Below are 14,170 nucleotides of genomic sequence, written 5' to 3' on the forward strand. Positions count from 1 at the left end.
CACCCACCCATGCAAGGAGTACGCAGCGATGAGCACCGCACGGCTGAGCGATCGCCTCGCCGGCCACCAGCCTCTCGTTCTGGGCCTGTTCCGGATCGTCCTCGGCGTGCTGTTCACCAGCGAGGGCGCCGCCACGCTCTTCGGTGTGCTCGACCGGAAGGCCACCCCCACCGGGGACTGGCCCTTCTGGTACGCGGGGGTGATCGAGCTCGCCTGCGGTGCCCTCATCCTCCTCGGTGTCGCCACCCGCAGTGCGGCGTTCCTCAGCTCGGGCGCCATGGCCTTCGCCTACTTCACCGAACACCAGAAGGACGGCCTCTTCCCCCTGCAGAACGGCGGCCTGTCCCCGGCACTGTTCTGCTGGGGTTTCCTCCTCCTGGTGTTCTTCGGCCCGGGCGCCCTGTCCCTGCCGGGCCTGCTGCGGCGCGGTGCCACGAGTCCCGCCCGGTCCGGCCCGCATGCCGCCGCGCGGCCCACCTCCTCCGGAGAGGCCGGCTGACCTCGGCACGGGCGGGGCCGGGCGACGGCCGATGCGCCCAGTAGGGCGCGGGCCCGTCGCCCACCCCGCATTGCGGCCCTTCGGGGCGTGCCGGAGACTGCCGGGAAGGGCAGCAGTCCGGAGAGGGCCTGGACGATGGGCGAGTACGCGGACCTCCCTGGCGTCAGGACGTGGTACGAGACCGAAGGGAGCGGTGATCCGCTCGTCCTGCTCCACGGCGGTTTCTGCACCAACGACACCTGGGGCGCGCAGCGCGCCGACCTCGCCGCGGCCCACCACCTCTTCCTGCCCGAGCGACGCGCACACGGACACACCCCGGACGTCGCAGGACCGCTCTCCTACCAGGACATGGCCGACGACACGGTCGCCTTCGTGGAGACCGTCGTCGGCCGGCCGGCGCATCTGCTCGGCTGGAGCGACGGCGGCATCGTCGCGCTGCTCGTCGCCCTCGCCCGGCCGGACCTGGTCCGCAAGGTCGTGGTGATGGGGGCCAACTTCCGCCCCTCACCGGAGTGCTTCGCCGAACCGGCGATGCTCGACGCGATGACACCGGAGAGCGCGGAACTCGCGTTCTTCCGCGAGCTGTACGAGGCCGTCACTCCTGACGGAGCTGGCCACTGGCCGTCGTGGCGGCGAAGATGGCCGACCTGTGGCGCACCCAGCCGAACCTCACCACCGAGGATCTGGCCCGAGTCCAGGCACCCACCCTCGTCCTGGTCGGCGACGACGACCTGATCGCGCTCGAGCATACGGTCGCCCTCTACCGCGCGCTTCCGGACGGCCGGCTGGCCGTCGTCCCCGGAGCGTCCCACCTGGCACCCCTGGAGAAGCCGGCCCCGGTCAACGGGTTGATCCTGGATCACCTGGAGCAGGACGCCGTACAGACCATGATGCCCGTCCGACGGGCTTCGTCGGCGGGGGCCGGCGGCGCCGCTGCCTGACCGGCAAGGGAACGGGTGCGTCACCCGGATGGGCGGTACGTCCGGGCGGAAAGCACAGCGTCCAGCCGGTGCGGCAGGCGCCTCGCCGGGTCGCATAGGACAGTAAGACCATGAACCGTCACCGACGCCCGCCCCGACGTGCCCCGTGGATCGCAGGCGGCGCCGCCCTGCTCCTCCTCGGGGGCATCGGCGTGTGGGTGTTGGTCGCGCAGGACGGCGGCGATCCCACCCCCACGCCCACGGCCTCGGCCGATCTGTCCCTCCCCACCTTGAACCCGCTGCCGTCCTGGACGTTCGAGACGGAGCCGTCCGGCACCGCCCGCGGAACGCCCACGGGCACACGGTCACCGGTGGGGACAGCCCGCCCCCGTCGGTCGGCCCCGCCGATCGGGGAACCGACGACCGGACCCGCACCGCGGAGCCCGCGCCCCATCACCGAGCCGACGGCCCTGGGCCGCAGGACGCCCACCGAGCCTGTGGCCCCCGGTGAGATACCGGCCAGCCAGCCGGTGGTTCCGGGCGAGAGGCCGGCCCGCGAGCCAACCGCCCCGGGACGCAGGACGACCACCAAGCCTGCGGCTCCCGCTGAGATACCGCCCACCGAACCGGTGGTTCCGGGCGAGAGGCCGGCCCGCGAGCCAACCGCCCCGGGACGCAGGACGACCACCAAGCCTGCGGCTCCCGGTGAGAGACCGGCCACCGAGGCTGCGGCCCCGGGCGAGAGGCCGGCCCCCGGCTCCGCACCACCCGGCCGGGAGCCGGTAACCCGCGCACCCGCGACGGACGGCTCGGCGGTGCACACTCCCCGAAAGCGACCGGCATCGACACCCGCGCCGGTCCGGCCCCCGAAGCCCAAGCCCTCGGCACGCTCCACAGCGCCCAGGCCCTCCGTGTCACCCGCGCGTCCCACCAAGCCGACGCGGACGCCGACGACGCGTCCGGGGCCCTCGACGCCCGTACCGCGGGCATCCGCTCTCACCCCCGCGCCGACATCGGCCAAGCCCAGTACGACGCCCGCCCCGCCCTCCACGCCCACAGCGGCACTCACTCCGGCCTCCCCGGCGCCGAAACCGCCGGCCGGCACTTCCGTACCGGCGTCCCCGCACCGGAAACACCCGACGCACACACCGACGACCGGCTCGGACAAAACGGTGACCACCACCTGGTACACCTCACCGGCAGCGGTGGCCGCGGCCCAGCGGATGGCCATGGCCGGGAAAGTCGGCGACCCCGCCTGCTCCATGGCGGCCGTCGGCCGCCCGGACCCCGCGCTGGTGCCGCAGGACAACCGCATCGGCATCGGGCGTCACGGTGCCTACTGGTGCCTGATACGGGGGGACGGCGGGCGCTGAGCCGTCGCACCGCCGCGTCACTCGCCTGACGGACCCCACCGGCTTCGACAACCGCTGTACGGAGAGGCTCCTACGACGCCTGAGGCGGCACCGCACGGCGTAGGCTGCCCTCGGCACGGGCACGGCGGGACTGGGGGGGGGCACATGACGGCTGGGGCGGCTCCGAGGTGGGCGTCGGTTCTCGATTCGGTGGTGGTGTACGCGCAAGGCGCACTCTGCCGCCGCCTGGCCCGGGGCACCGTGCCGGCGGGTGGACAGGTGCGGGTGACGGGACTGCCCCGCTCGCTGGACCCTGACTCGCTGCGGGCCCGCGTCGTCGACGCCTCGGGGACCCGTGTCACCGAGGCGCGGCTGGAGGTCGAGGCCGAACCCCGTGACGCGGACCTGGCGGGCGAGTTGCTGCGCGAAGTGGAGCGCCTGCGTGACGCGTGCGCGGCGGCGCAGGGCCGCCGGGACCGGCAGCTCACCCTGATCGAGGAGGTCGGCGCGCTGCGTCCGGTGCCGCCCGCCCGCAGGAAGGACGACCCGCATCGCCGTACACCGGCCGACGCATGGCTGAACCTCTCCGCCTTCGTCGACGAACGCCTGACCGGTCTGCACGGCAGGCTCCGCGAACTGGAGGAGGAGCTCCGCCGGGCCGAGCACGATCTCTCCGTCGCGGTGGACAAGCTCTCCCGTGCCTCCACCGACGCACCGTCGGCGCACGTGGCCGCCTCGTTCTGCGCGGTCCTGACGCTCGATGGTGCGGGCGAGGCTGAGACCGAGGTGGAGGTGGAGTACGGGGTGCCCGGCGCCGTGTGGGTGCCCACCTACCGCCTCACTTACCGTCAGGGCGAGGAGAACGGGCGCCTGTTGCTCCGGGCCTCGGTCGCCCAGCGCACGGGCGAGGACTGGACCGGGGTGCGTATCGCCCTGGCCACCGCCGACCTGCGCCGTCGCACCGATCTGCCCCGGCTCCGCTCCATCCGGATCGGACGCAGCCAGCCGGCGCCCGCTTCCCCGGGCTGGCGGGAGCCCCCGGCGGGTTTGACCGGTCTCTTCGCCGGATACGACGCCGCGGCCCCGCGGCCCGTCCCGAACGCCCCGGCCGGGATGGTCCAGGCCGTTCCCGTCGCGCCGCCGCCGCCCGCACCGGGGGGCTACGGCGGGCCGCCGTTCCCCGGTGACGCGGAGGGTCACCTCTCTCAGGCGTTCGGCAGCGGTCCCGGGGACACCGTGGCACGGTCCCGGCCCCGATCCCGGCCCGCCGGCTTGCCGCGCACCAGTGCCAGGCCCGCCATGGCTCCCGCAGCCCCCGGGGCGGCCCCGCCGCCGCCCGCGATGTCCGCGGCTCCGCCCGCGGCCGCACCACCGGCCCCCGTGGCGGGTCCGCCACCACCGGCTCCCGTCGCGGGGCCGCCGCAGCCGAACGTCACGGAGCTCGACTACAGCGCGCTCGTCCTGTCCGGCCCGGACGCCCCGGAGGACCGCAGGGGGCGGCTGTTCCCCGGCGCGGGGCTCGACCCGGTGACCGCCGAGTACCGGCGGCGCGCCGAGACGGTGGCCGCGCTGCCGCTTCCCGGGCACACCGTGCGCCCGCGCGAGTCCGCCGGGTCCTTCGACCACCGCTTCGATGCCGCCGCGCCCGCCGACATCCCATCGGACGGTACCTGGCACAGCGTCACCGTCGGCGAGGTGCCGGTCGGTCTGCGCACCGCTTACATCTGCGTGCCGTCCGTGGAACAGACCGTCTACACGACCCTGGTGCTGTCCAACGCGACCGGCCAGGCCATGCTGGCCGGTCCGGTTGAGGTCACCGTGGACGGGGAGTTCCTGCTGACCGCCTCCCTGCCGACACTCGCCCCGGGCGGTGTGTGCCGGGTGGGACTCGGGCCGGCCGAGGCAATCGGGGTCACCCGCCGTACGAACCTGCACGAGTCGACCGCCGGTCTGCGCAACAACGTCACCGTGCTCGACCACCGTGTGCACGTGGAACTGGCCAACCGGCTCGCCGTGCCGGTCTCCGTCGAGGTGCGCGAACGCGTGCCCGTCACCTCCGAGGCGGACGTCCGCATCGAGGAACGGGCCGACTGGGTGGCGCCCGAGGACCACGACGAGGGTCCGGAGCGCCATGCGCCGGGCACGCGTCTGTGGCGGGTCGAACTGCCCGCGGGTGCCACCGTCGCCCTGGACGGCGGCTACGAGATCCGCATACCCGCCGGCAAGGCCCTCACGGGCGGCAACCGCAGGAGCTGACACAGCCATGTCTACGTCATCGAAGCGGATCCCCCTGATTCCGCTGCCCGTCACCGCCGTCACCTGCACGGAGGACCGCGCTCACATCGAGCGGACCGCCGTGCTCGAGCTGGCGGCCGGTACCCAGCGGCTGCGCCTGGGACCGGTCACCGCCCTGGCCGTCGACCGTACCCTGCACGCCGAACTGGCCGGCGACCGTCCGGCGGCCGTCCTGGACGTACGGATCGTGCGCGCCTGGACGCCCCGCCCGCCGGGTTCGAGCGACGACGACTCCGCGCTGCGCCGCCGGGTGACGGCCCTCGACGAGGAGCGGTCGGCGCTGGAGCAGCAGCGCGACAGGCTGGGTGTCCGTCTCGATCTGCTCGCCCGGCTGGCCGCCGATCTGCTGCGGGAGATCTCCGAGGGGGCCGGCCACGGCGAATCGGAGAGCGACCGCTGGACGCGGGAGCTGGACCGGGTGGACGGCGAACGCGACGCGTACGGGGAGCGACTGCGCACCGTGGAGGCGAGGCTGGCCGGCATCGCCGTCGAACTCTCCGAAACCCGGCAGGCCCTGGACGCCTCCGAGAGGGAGCCGGCGGAGCTGACCGGCCACATCGAGCTGACCGTCCACGCCGAGGCCGCCGGGCAGGCCGAATTGCGCCTGAGCCACCTCACCCCGTGCGCGCTGTGGCGGCCCGCCTACCGGGCCGTGCTCGACGGGCCGGAACTCACCCTGGACACGGACGCCATCGTCTGGCAGCTCACCGGCGAGGACTGGTCGGACGTACGGCTGACCTTGTCGACCGCCCGATCCGCCGCGGCCACGGAGCCGCCCCGGCTGGTCGAGGACCGGCTGACGCTGACCGACCGCTCCCCCGCGGAACGCCGTACCGTGCACGTCGACCTGCGCGAGGAGGAGGTCGCGGACCTCGGCCCCGCCCCCGTGCTCGGGCTGCCGGGAGTGGACGACGGCGGCGAGGTACGGGTACTGCACTCCCCCGCGCCGGTGTCCGTGCCGGCCGACGGCCGCGCCCACCGTGTGCCGTTGTCCTCGTTCACCTCGTCCGCACGGAGCGAGTACGCCTGCTCGCCCGAGCTGTCGCCGCTGGTCAACCAGGTGGTGCGGTTCGACAACAAGTCGGGCCACGCGCTGCTGGCCGGACCCGTCGACCTCATCGGCGGCAGCGGGTTCGTCGGACGCGGCACCCTGGACTTCACCGCCCCGGGCGCACCGGTCGACCTCGCCTTCGGCAGCCGGGACGACCACCGGGTGCTGCGGCACACCGAGGAGACCCGGGAGACCGCCGGGATCACCCAGCGGACCGTTGTCACCCGTACCGTGCGGCTGAACGTCTCCCGCTTCTCGGCCCCCGGAGAGGACGACGACCGGGTGATCGTCCTCCGGGAGCGCATTCCGGTCTCCGAGGTGTCGGCGGTGGAGGTCCGCCTGCGCCGGGAGGCGTGTTCGCCAGTGCCCGACTCGGTCGACGCCGACGGCATCGTCCGCTGGGACGTCCCGCTGGCCCCCGGCGGCCGGCGGACGGTCACCCTCGTCTACGACGTCTCGGCGAGCAGCAAGGTCAGCGGCCTCTGAGCCCGTCGGGGGGCGGAGTCGCCGGGGCGCTGTGACGTCCCCGGCCCGCCGCCCGGTAGGGGCGGAAGAACTCCCGCAGTTCCTCCGCGTAGGACTCGGGCTCTTCGAAGGGGGCGAAGTGTCCGCCGCGCGCGGGTTCGGTCAGGCGGACGAGGTTGGCCGTGCGTTGGAGCCATGCCCGCGGCGGCCGGACGACGTCACCGCGGAACAGTGAGAAGCCGGACGGGACCTCGACCCGGCGGGTGAGCTGCTCGGGCGGGACGGCGGCGTTCGCGTGGTACATGCGCATCGACGAGGTGATGGTGCCGGTGAGCCAGTAGAGCGTGACGTTCGTAAGGATCTCGTCCCTGGTGAAGCTCCGTTCGATGTCTCCGCCGCAGTCGCTCCAGGCCGGGTCGTGCCGCGCTCGGTCGTGGCCCGAATCCGTCTGCCGCCGAGGGGCGGGAAGCGATCGCCGCTTGCTATACAGTTCGTCAGCAAGCGGCGGCCATTACCCTCGTCGAGCGGTATCGGCGCCCACCGCGCCTGCGCGGCCGAGACGGTGGGTTCCCTGCTGGCCGACGCGGTGGATGGCACGCTGCCCCCGGGCGGCCGGCGGGCCGAGGGCGTTCCGCCGCCTGGCCCGCCGCAGGCGCCGTTGAGCTGCGGATGGCGCAAGACGGTGCGCACGGTGACCGGTGTGCGAGGTGGGTCGGCCGTTCCGGACTAGGAGGTCTGGGCCTTGTCGTACAGGGCTTTCGCCTCGTCGCCGAAGTAGGGGCCGAACATCCTGTTCGGCAGGAACGTGTAGCCGAAGCTGTTCACCGAGACCTGGAGGCCCGTGCCGGTCGTCTCGTCGAAGCCGGTGAACCAGGGGCCGCCGCTGGAGCCTCCCGTCATATCGCAGCCGAGGCTGTGGTCCTGCGAGAAGAGGAAGTCCTTCGAGCTGTTGCCGCTGCAGTGGATGAGCTTCGTGCCGTCGTACGGGGCTGCGGCGGGGAAGCCGAAGGCGTACATCGGCTTGTTGTAGCCGCCGTTGAACTGCAGGCCCTGCGCGCCGACGACCGACGTCAGCCGCTGCCCGTTCAGGGGTGCCACGACGGCTGCTCCCACGTCGTAGTTGATGTCCTCGCTCGCCTCCCACTGTGGGGTGGTCAATGTGCTGGTGGCGGTCCACTGGCCGTACGGGGCCGTGCCGTTGTGGTACGCGGGCACGAAGACCCAGTTGGTGTGCCGGCTTCCCTGGTACTTCACGCAGTGCCCGGCCGTGATGACGGTGCTGGCGTTCTGGCTGGTGACGGCGTTGCCGGAGCAGGAGGCCGTGCGTCCCTGGAAGGTGAAGAACACCCGGCCCGAGGTGGACACCACCGCTCCGCCGCCGGTCCACGGCCCGCCGGGCTGCGGGAAGGCGGCGGGGGCGGAGCCCGGTACGACCGTCGCCTCGCCCGCGTCGGACCGCGCGGGTGCCTTAGCGGTGGCGGCGGCAGCGGGGCCCAGTTCAGGATCGAGCGGTGTGGCACCGCGCATCCGGTCGGCGGTCCAGAACGTGCGGGCGGTCTGCCGTTCGGCGGGCGGGACGGTGCGGGTCGCAGCCGATGCTCCGTCAGTCGTCGCGGAGGGTACGGCGTTGGCGGCGCCGGGGGCGACAAGGCCGCCGGTGAACAGGGCTCCGAGGGCCAGCAGGGTGACCGCGGCGGTGCGGTGGCGTCTCACGCATGCCTCCTTCTGCCGTGCCGGGACCGGTCGGGTCCGGGCAGGGTGCGGGGAACGAAGAGCTGTGCGGACAGACGTGCGTCACGCAGAGTGCCACGGAAATGTCGTCTTGTCAGGAGCGCGACAACGGCGGGGAAGGGAAATTCGCTACCTCGGTGGCCGGAAGGTACGCAAGAGTTGCCGTATGGCGGACATGAGAGCGTTCCGGGCAGCGGTGACCGCCTGGGCGGCCGGCGCCCCGGGGGACGAGGCCCGCGAACTGGCCGGGCGACTGGACGTCCGGACGGCCGTCCTGCTCGAAGGTCTGAGCGACGCCGCGGCGGTCGACGCACTCGCCGCGAGCCGCGGCCGGGACCTGCCGGCCGAAGGGGTCTGCGTGCTCCCCATGGGCGGTGCGATGAGCGTCGGGCGCTTCGCCGGCCTCCTCGGGCCGTCCGGCCTGGACCTGCGCCTCACGGGGCTGTGCGACGAGGCGGAGTTCGGCTTCTACTCCCGCGGCCTGGAGCGGGCCGGTGCGCAAGGGCAGCGGTTCCATGTCTGCGCAGCGGATCTGGAGGACGAGCTCATCCGGGCCCTGGGCGTGGACCGGGTGAAGGAGATCATCCTGGCGGAGGGCGACGACCGCCCGCTGCGGACGTTCCTGCGCCAGCCCGCACAGCAGGGCCGCGCCCCGGACCAGCAGCTCCGGCGCTTCCTCGGCACGAAGAAGGGACGCAAGATCCACTACGGCCGGGTACTCGTCGAGGCCCTGGGCCCCGACCGCGTACCCGCCCCGCTCGACGCGCTGTTCGCCGGCCTCTGACGGGCCGCGCCGACCTTGGCTGCCGGCCCCGTTGTCCGCGTCCGGCTGGACGGCGTGCCGGGGGTGACACTCGCGGCGACGGCGTGCACGGCGGGGCGGGCGGCCCGGGTGCGGTGCCGTACGACATCGTCCTGCTGGACCTGGTGCTTCGCGACGGGTCGGAGCCGCCGGACGACATCCGGCGGCTGGGCGCCACGGGCGCACGCGTGCTCGTCATCAGCACGGTGGCCGACCGGCGCAGGACCGTCGCGGCGGTCGCCGCCGGCGCGGCCGGCTGTCTGACCAGGGACCACGACCTTCCGACGCCGGTAAGAGCCGTCGGTCCGACCTACACGAAGATCGACCTGGCGGCCCGTGTCCGCGAGGACGGCTGGCCGGAGTACCTACGACGGTGGTCAGAACTTCGGTGTCGGCGTCTGTGCCTGGACCAGTTCCGCCGCCTCCTCCTCGCTCTGCACCGACGGGGGCGACCCCTCGAGCGGCTGCTGCGCCGTCTCCTTCATGAAGGCCACCGCGATGACGCCCACCAGAGCCGCGGCCATCGAGTAGTACGCCGGCATCATGTCCGAGCCGGTCGCACTGATCAGGGCGGTGATGACCAGAGGTGTGGTGCCGCCGAACAGCGATGCCGAGAGGTTGTAGCCGACCGACAGGGCGCCGTAGCGCATCGAGGTCGGGAACATGGCCGGCAGCGCCGCCGACATGGTACCGAGCAGACAGACCAGGGACAGGCCGAGCATCAGCATGCCGGCCGAGATGGTCAGAAGACTCCCCTGCTGCACGAGGACGAAGGCTGGGGCGGACAGGACGAAGAAGCCCAGCATGCCGGCCAGGAGCAGCGGCTTGCGGCCGTAGCGGTCGCTCAGCCGGCCCACCTGGTTGATGATCGACATCAGCACCACCATGGTGGCCACCAGGATCAGCAGCCCGTGACTCTCGCTGTAGTCGAGCTCGTCGGACAGGTAGGTCGGCATGTACGACAGCAGCATGTAGTCGGTGATGTTGTACGCGCCGACCAGCGCGATGCACAGCACCAGCTGGCGCCACTGCTGCCGGAAGATCTTGGCGAGGTCGCCGTGGGCGGTCTTCTCCACCGTGCTCGCCGCCTCGGAGATGTGGACGTTGCCCTCCTCCAGCTTCAGATACGCCGGAGTGTCGTCCAGCTTGAGCCGCAGGTAGATACCGACGATGCCAAGCGGTCCCGCGACCAGGAACGGGATGCGCCAGCCCCAGGCGTCCATGGTGTCGGAGCCGAGCCAGGTGGTGAGCCCCGTCACCAGGCTCGCCGCACAGGTGTACCCGGCCAGCGTGCCCAGTTCCAGGAAGCTGCCGTAGAAGCCGCGTCGGCTGTCCGGGGCGTACTCCGCGATGAAGGTGGAGGCACCGCCGTACTCGCCGCCGGTGGAAAAGCCCTGGATCAGCCGGAAGACGATGAGCAGCGCAGGGGACCAGAAGCCGGCGGCCGCGTAGGTGGGCAGCATGCCGATCGCGGCGGTGCCGATCGCCATCAGGATCATCGTCAGCGCGAGCACTTTCTTGCGGCCGACCTTGTCCCCCATCGGCCCGAAGACCATGCCGCCGAGCGGACGCACGAGGAAGGCGACGGCGAAGGTGGCGAAGGAGGACAGCAGTTGCGCGGTATCGCTCCCGGAGGGGAAGAAGACGCGGCCGATGGTGCCGGCGAGATAGGCGTAGATGCCGAAGTCGAACCACTCCATGGCGTTGCCGAGCGAGGCGGCTTTGACCGCGCGCTTGACCGCCCGTTCGTCCGTCACCATGATGTCCGACCGGCGCAGCCGCGGGTTCTGGCGACGCCGGATGGCACGGAACAGGGTCGGGTGACGCTTGGCCGCTCCGGGATCGTGCGTCGGGCCGTTGTCGGTGGGGGACGTGGCTGCATTCCTTCCAAGGCATACCGGCATACCGTGGCAAGATGAACGTATCAGCACTTATGGTGAGGCGCCTGGCAACGCGCGCCTCACCTGTATGCCTCCGCTGCGCTGGTCACCCGGGCGCGGCGATGGTGCGGTGGGAGACGGGGGGATAAGCGCCCGGGGCAGGCCGGCACCGGGCGGCCGTCCCGTCCTCAGGAGGCAGTTGTGACCACTCCTCGCCCGTTCGTGCGTTCGCTCCGCGTCCTGGCAGCCGCGCTGGCCGCCGGGACGCTGGTCGCCACGGCGGCCTGCTCCAGCGCGGACGACGGCGCACCGTCCGCGTCGGAGACCTCCGCCACGGTCGCCGAGCGAGGTCTCGCCGCGCAGACCACGTCGCCCGAGTCGACGCCCGCCTCCCCGTCGCCCGGTACGGACCTCACCGAGACCGGCGCGCGGAACGCGCTGATCACCCCGGCGGACCTCGAGGGCAACTGGACGCAGGTCGACAACCCGCGGAAGTGGCGGGATTCCTTGCTGGTGGGGAACGTCGACGTGGCCGCGTTCCTCGAGGGCAAGGGCGGGGCCGCGGACTGCCAGCGCCTCGTCGACGCGCTCTACGACGAGACCCTGCTGGGCCGTCCGTCAGGGGCTTCGGCGCTGACCGGGTTCCAGCAGGGCGACTCCCGGCTGCTCTACCAGGTCGCCACGTACGACCAGGCCGGGCTCGACGACTCCCTGGAGTGGCTGCAGTCGCTGCCGGACACCTGCGACCAGTTCACCCTGACCGGCGGTGGCAGCGGCGACCGCACCGTCCAGGTCATCGACATGTCGCTGCCGGAGGACGCCGGGGATGCCCGCCAGGGGCTGACGGTGACCGTCAAGGGCACGAGCAACGGCAGTCCCGTGACGCTCAGCGTGGATGTCGCCGTCGTCCGGATCGGGACGAGCGCCATCACGGTCACCAACGGCGTACTCGACGGCGCCGACCACGACACCACCACCACCGCGGTGGAACAGGGCACGGAGCGGCTCCAGGAGGTGCTGGCCGGGCGTACGCCGCAGCCCACTCCGAGCGGCATCGACTGAGCGGAGAAAAGAGGGTCGCAACCCTACGGCGTGCGGACGGCGCGCTGCGCCCGGTCAGGCGCCCTTGATCACCGTCGCGACGGGCGTGCCGGCGTGAGACGGTGGGCGGGGAGGCTCCTGCTTGGTTTTCCACGCGTTCAGGAGGCCGGCGATGGGCGAGATGATCGACGCGGGCGGTACGCGAGTCCGGTCCGGCGGCGGGTACGGGGAGAGCCTGTTCGAACCGGAGCACCCGCGCGAGGCCGAACGGATCGACGCGGCGGCGCTCGTGTTCGACCCGTTCACCACGCGTCGCCTGCGGGCCCTGGGCGTCGGTCCGGGCCTGCGCTGTCTGGAGGTGGGCGCCGGGACGGGGACGATCGTGCGGTGGCTGCTGGAGACGGCGGGCGTCGAGGAGGTGGTCGCCCTGGACCGGGACACCGAGGCGCTCGCTCTCGTCGACGACCGCCGGCTGCGGGTACTCACCGCCGACATCACCGACGAGCGTCTGCACCCCGGCACGTTCGACCTGATCCATGCCCGGTTCGTCCTGATGCATCTGCCGGACCGCCGTCGGCTCGTCCCACGGCTGGCCGGCTGGCTGAATCCCGGCGGGCTGCTGGTGCTCGGTGACGCGGTGGAACTGCCGGACGTCCTCGACACGTCGTCGCCCTACCGGCGCACCATGGACGCCATGTGGCAGGCGCTCAGGTCGACCATCGGCACCGACATCTCGGCCGTGCCCGCCTACCCACGCTTCCTGAGGGAGGAGGGCCTGCGGAACGTCGGCGCGGAAGCGTTCTGCCCGCCGCTGGTGCCCGGCGGCCCGCTGGCCCTCTTCTGGTCCGAGACCTTGAGCCGCATGAGGCCGGCACTGGAGGCGACGGGCCGTGTCGACGCCGATGTGGTGGAGCAGGCCCTTACGTACCTGTCCTCGCCGCGACTCGCCGAGCTCGGGCCGGGTATGGCGATGGCCTGGGGGCAACGGGAGTGATCAGCGCGTCCCCTCTTGGTGCACGCTTCCGTGCGCGAGGACGTCCGCGGGCACCGGGTGCTCCGGTCACCTCCGGTCCGTGGCGGGTGCCGCCAGGGCGTCGAGCAGCAGGTCCGCCGGCAGCCGGCACGGTCCTGCCGCGGAAGCCCGTGGTCGTCGTCGCGGCCAGCAGGGAGTTGAGGACCGCCTCCTCCACTGCGTCGAGCACCGCCTCGAACAGCGGGCCCAGTTCGGCGTCGGCCACGGCGGCGCCTGCGTCCGGCCGCGTGCCGAAGGCGATGGCGTAGTCGCCGCTGCCGTGACCGTAGGCCGCGCCCGTGCGGGCGAGGGCGAACACCGCCCGCCGTGCGACACGGCTCAGCCGGCGGGCGTCGAGCGGTGCGTCCGTGGCCACCACGATCATGCAGGAGCCCGTCTCCGCGACCGGCGCCGGATCGCCGGGTGCCAGACCCAGTGACCGCGGGGTGACCGTGCGCCCGAGCACCCGCAGAGTGCCGCCGAAGTTCGCCTGGACCAGCACGCCCACGGTGCAGCGCCGGTCCCCGAGGCCGGGGGTGCGCGAGGCGGTACCGATGCCGGCCTTGAAGCCGAGGGCGACGGTGCCGCATCCGGCGCCGACGCACCCTTCGGCCACCGGTCCGCCGGACGCTCCGTCGAGGGCGGCCCGGACATGCTCCTCGCCGACGGGCCGGGAGCGGATGTCGGACAGGAACCCGTCGTTGCACTCCCCCACGACAGGGTTGAGACTCTGTGTCTCCTCGCAGCCGGGGCGCCCGAGCATCCAGCCGACGAGGGCATCGGCGACACGGAAGGCCGACAGTGTGGAGGTGAGCAGCACGGGGGTCTCCAGCGCCCCGAGTTCGGTGAGCTGCGTCGTGCCGATGAGTTTGCCGTAGCCGTTGCCCGTGAACACGGCCGCGGGCAGCGGCGTACCGGGGCCCACCCCGTCGGGCACGACGGCGGTGACGCCGCTGTGCACGTCGGGGTGCCTGCGGACGCTGGTGTGGCCGACGCGCACACCCGGCACATCGGTGATCGCGTCGAGCGGTCCGGCAGGGGTGTGTCCGATGACGATGCCGAGGTCACGGGCCCGGCGCCGGGTGCCCGGCGCGGGCTGGCGGTGAGGCAGCGGATCCATAC

The 14,170-nt window shown here is 72.9% G+C and carries 10 protein-coding genes and 2 pseudogenes; 8 read left to right on the plus strand and 4 right to left on the minus strand.

Translation table 11 applies throughout. The annotated features are described in order from the left end of the window. Positions 1–28 precede the first annotated feature (28 nt). The 5 genes and pseudogenes from AB0L56_RS21060 to AB0L56_RS21080 all read left to right on the plus strand — a co-directional run bounded on the left by AB0L56_RS21060 (position 29) and on the right by AB0L56_RS21080 (position 6,603). Positions 29–499: a DoxX family protein gene (locus AB0L56_RS21060; protein WP_365425245.1), complete on the plus strand. Its 471-nt coding sequence runs from the start codon at positions 29–31 to the stop codon at positions 497–499. 135 nt (positions 500–634) lie between these two features. Next, positions 635–1,440, plus strand: a pseudogene (locus tag AB0L56_RS21065) (alpha/beta hydrolase). Positions 1,441–2,591: 1,151 nt separating this feature from the next. Further along, on the plus strand, positions 2,592–2,792 hold the full coding sequence (locus AB0L56_RS21070; RefSeq protein ID WP_365425247.1) for a hypothetical protein: 201 nt from the start codon (positions 2,592–2,594) through the stop codon (positions 2,790–2,792). A gap of 144 nt (positions 2,793–2,936) precedes the next feature. Further along, complete coding sequence (locus AB0L56_RS21075) at positions 2,937–5,027, plus strand: DUF4139 domain-containing protein (protein WP_365425249.1); 2,091 nt, start codon at positions 2,937–2,939, stop codon at positions 5,025–5,027. 7 nt (positions 5,028–5,034) lie between these two features. Next, entirely contained in the window at positions 5,035–6,603 is a 1,569-nt protein-coding gene (locus tag AB0L56_RS21080) for a mucoidy inhibitor MuiA family protein (RefSeq protein WP_365425251.1), read from the plus strand. Here AB0L56_RS21080 and AB0L56_RS21085 read toward each other — a convergent pair. Together AB0L56_RS21085 and AB0L56_RS21090 are read right to left on the minus strand one after the other, a co-directional pair. After that, positions 6,590–6,994 (minus strand): annotated as a pseudogene (locus tag AB0L56_RS21085) (hypothetical protein); the annotation flags it as partial. The gene AB0L56_RS21080 and the pseudogene AB0L56_RS21085 overlap by 14 nt on opposite strands. Positions 6,995–7,308: 314 nt before the next feature. Next, entirely contained in the window at positions 7,309–8,295 is a 987-nt protein-coding gene (locus AB0L56_RS21090; RefSeq protein ID WP_365425253.1) for a peptidase, read from the minus strand. 184 nt (positions 8,296–8,479) lie between these two features. On the opposite strand from AB0L56_RS21090, the gene AB0L56_RS21095 reads away from it, so the two are divergent. Beyond that, the gene (locus tag AB0L56_RS21095; RefSeq protein WP_365425255.1) at positions 8,480–9,097 is read left to right on the plus strand and encodes a TOPRIM nucleotidyl transferase/hydrolase domain-containing protein; all 618 of its coding nucleotides are present in this window, start codon (positions 8,480–8,482) and stop codon (positions 9,095–9,097) included. Positions 9,098–9,492: 395 nt separating this feature from the next. On the opposite strand, the gene AB0L56_RS21100 is transcribed toward AB0L56_RS21095, so the two are convergent. After that, positions 9,493–11,019 (minus strand): MFS transporter, encoded by a 1,527-nt coding sequence (locus AB0L56_RS21100; protein WP_365425257.1) that lies wholly within the window; start codon positions 11,017–11,019, stop codon positions 9,493–9,495. Positions 11,020–11,196: 177 nt separating this feature from the next. On the opposite strand from AB0L56_RS21100, the gene AB0L56_RS21105 reads away from it, so the two are divergent. Together AB0L56_RS21105 and AB0L56_RS21110 are read left to right on the plus strand one after the other, a co-directional pair. Then, the gene (locus AB0L56_RS21105; protein WP_365425259.1) at positions 11,197–12,057 is read left to right on the plus strand and encodes a hypothetical protein; all 861 of its coding nucleotides are present in this window, start codon (positions 11,197–11,199) and stop codon (positions 12,055–12,057) included. Between the two features lie 151 nt (positions 12,058–12,208). Next, complete coding sequence (locus AB0L56_RS21110; RefSeq protein WP_365425261.1) at positions 12,209–13,030, plus strand: class I SAM-dependent methyltransferase; 822 nt, start codon at positions 12,209–12,211, stop codon at positions 13,028–13,030. Here AB0L56_RS21110 and AB0L56_RS21115 read toward each other — a convergent pair. After that, positions 12,957–14,168, minus strand: coding sequence for a P1 family peptidase (locus AB0L56_RS21115; protein ID WP_365425263.1), 1,212 nt, complete (start codon positions 14,166–14,168; stop codon positions 12,957–12,959). The two genes, AB0L56_RS21110 and AB0L56_RS21115, sit on opposite strands and share 74 nt — an antisense overlap. Positions 14,169–14,170 lie beyond the last annotated feature (2 nt).

It is taken from the genome of Streptomyces sp. NPDC052079 (assembly GCF_040680275.1).
Lineage (GTDB): Bacteria > Actinomycetota > Actinomycetes > Streptomycetales > Streptomycetaceae > Streptomyces.

What these genes read in the sequence shown, in the direction of transcription:
- AB0L56_RS21060 (WP_365425245.1), top strand. Translation starts at nt 29, where the DNA reads ATGAGCACCGCACGGCTGAGCGATCGCCTCGCCGGCCACCAGCCTCTC.
- AB0L56_RS21075 (WP_365425249.1), top strand. Translation starts at nt 2,937, where the DNA reads ATGACGGCTGGGGCGGCTCCGAGGTGGGCGTCGGTTCTCGATTCGGTG.
- AB0L56_RS21080 (WP_365425251.1), top strand. Translation starts at nt 5,035, where the DNA reads ATGTCTACGTCATCGAAGCGGATCCCCCTGATTCCGCTGCCCGTCACC.
- AB0L56_RS21095 (WP_365425255.1), top strand. Translation starts at nt 8,480, where the DNA reads ATGGCGGACATGAGAGCGTTCCGGGCAGCGGTGACCGCCTGGGCGGCC.
- AB0L56_RS21100 (WP_365425257.1), bottom strand. Translation starts at nt 11,019, where the DNA reads ATGCCGGTATGCCTTGGAAGGAATGCAGCCACGTCCCCCACCGACAAC.
- AB0L56_RS21110 (WP_365425261.1), top strand. Translation starts at nt 12,209, where the DNA reads ATGGGCGAGATGATCGACGCGGGCGGTACGCGAGTCCGGTCCGGCGGC.
- AB0L56_RS21115 (WP_365425263.1), bottom strand. Translation starts at nt 14,168, where the DNA reads ATGGATCCGCTGCCTCACCGCCAGCCCGCGCCGGGCACCCGGCGCCGG.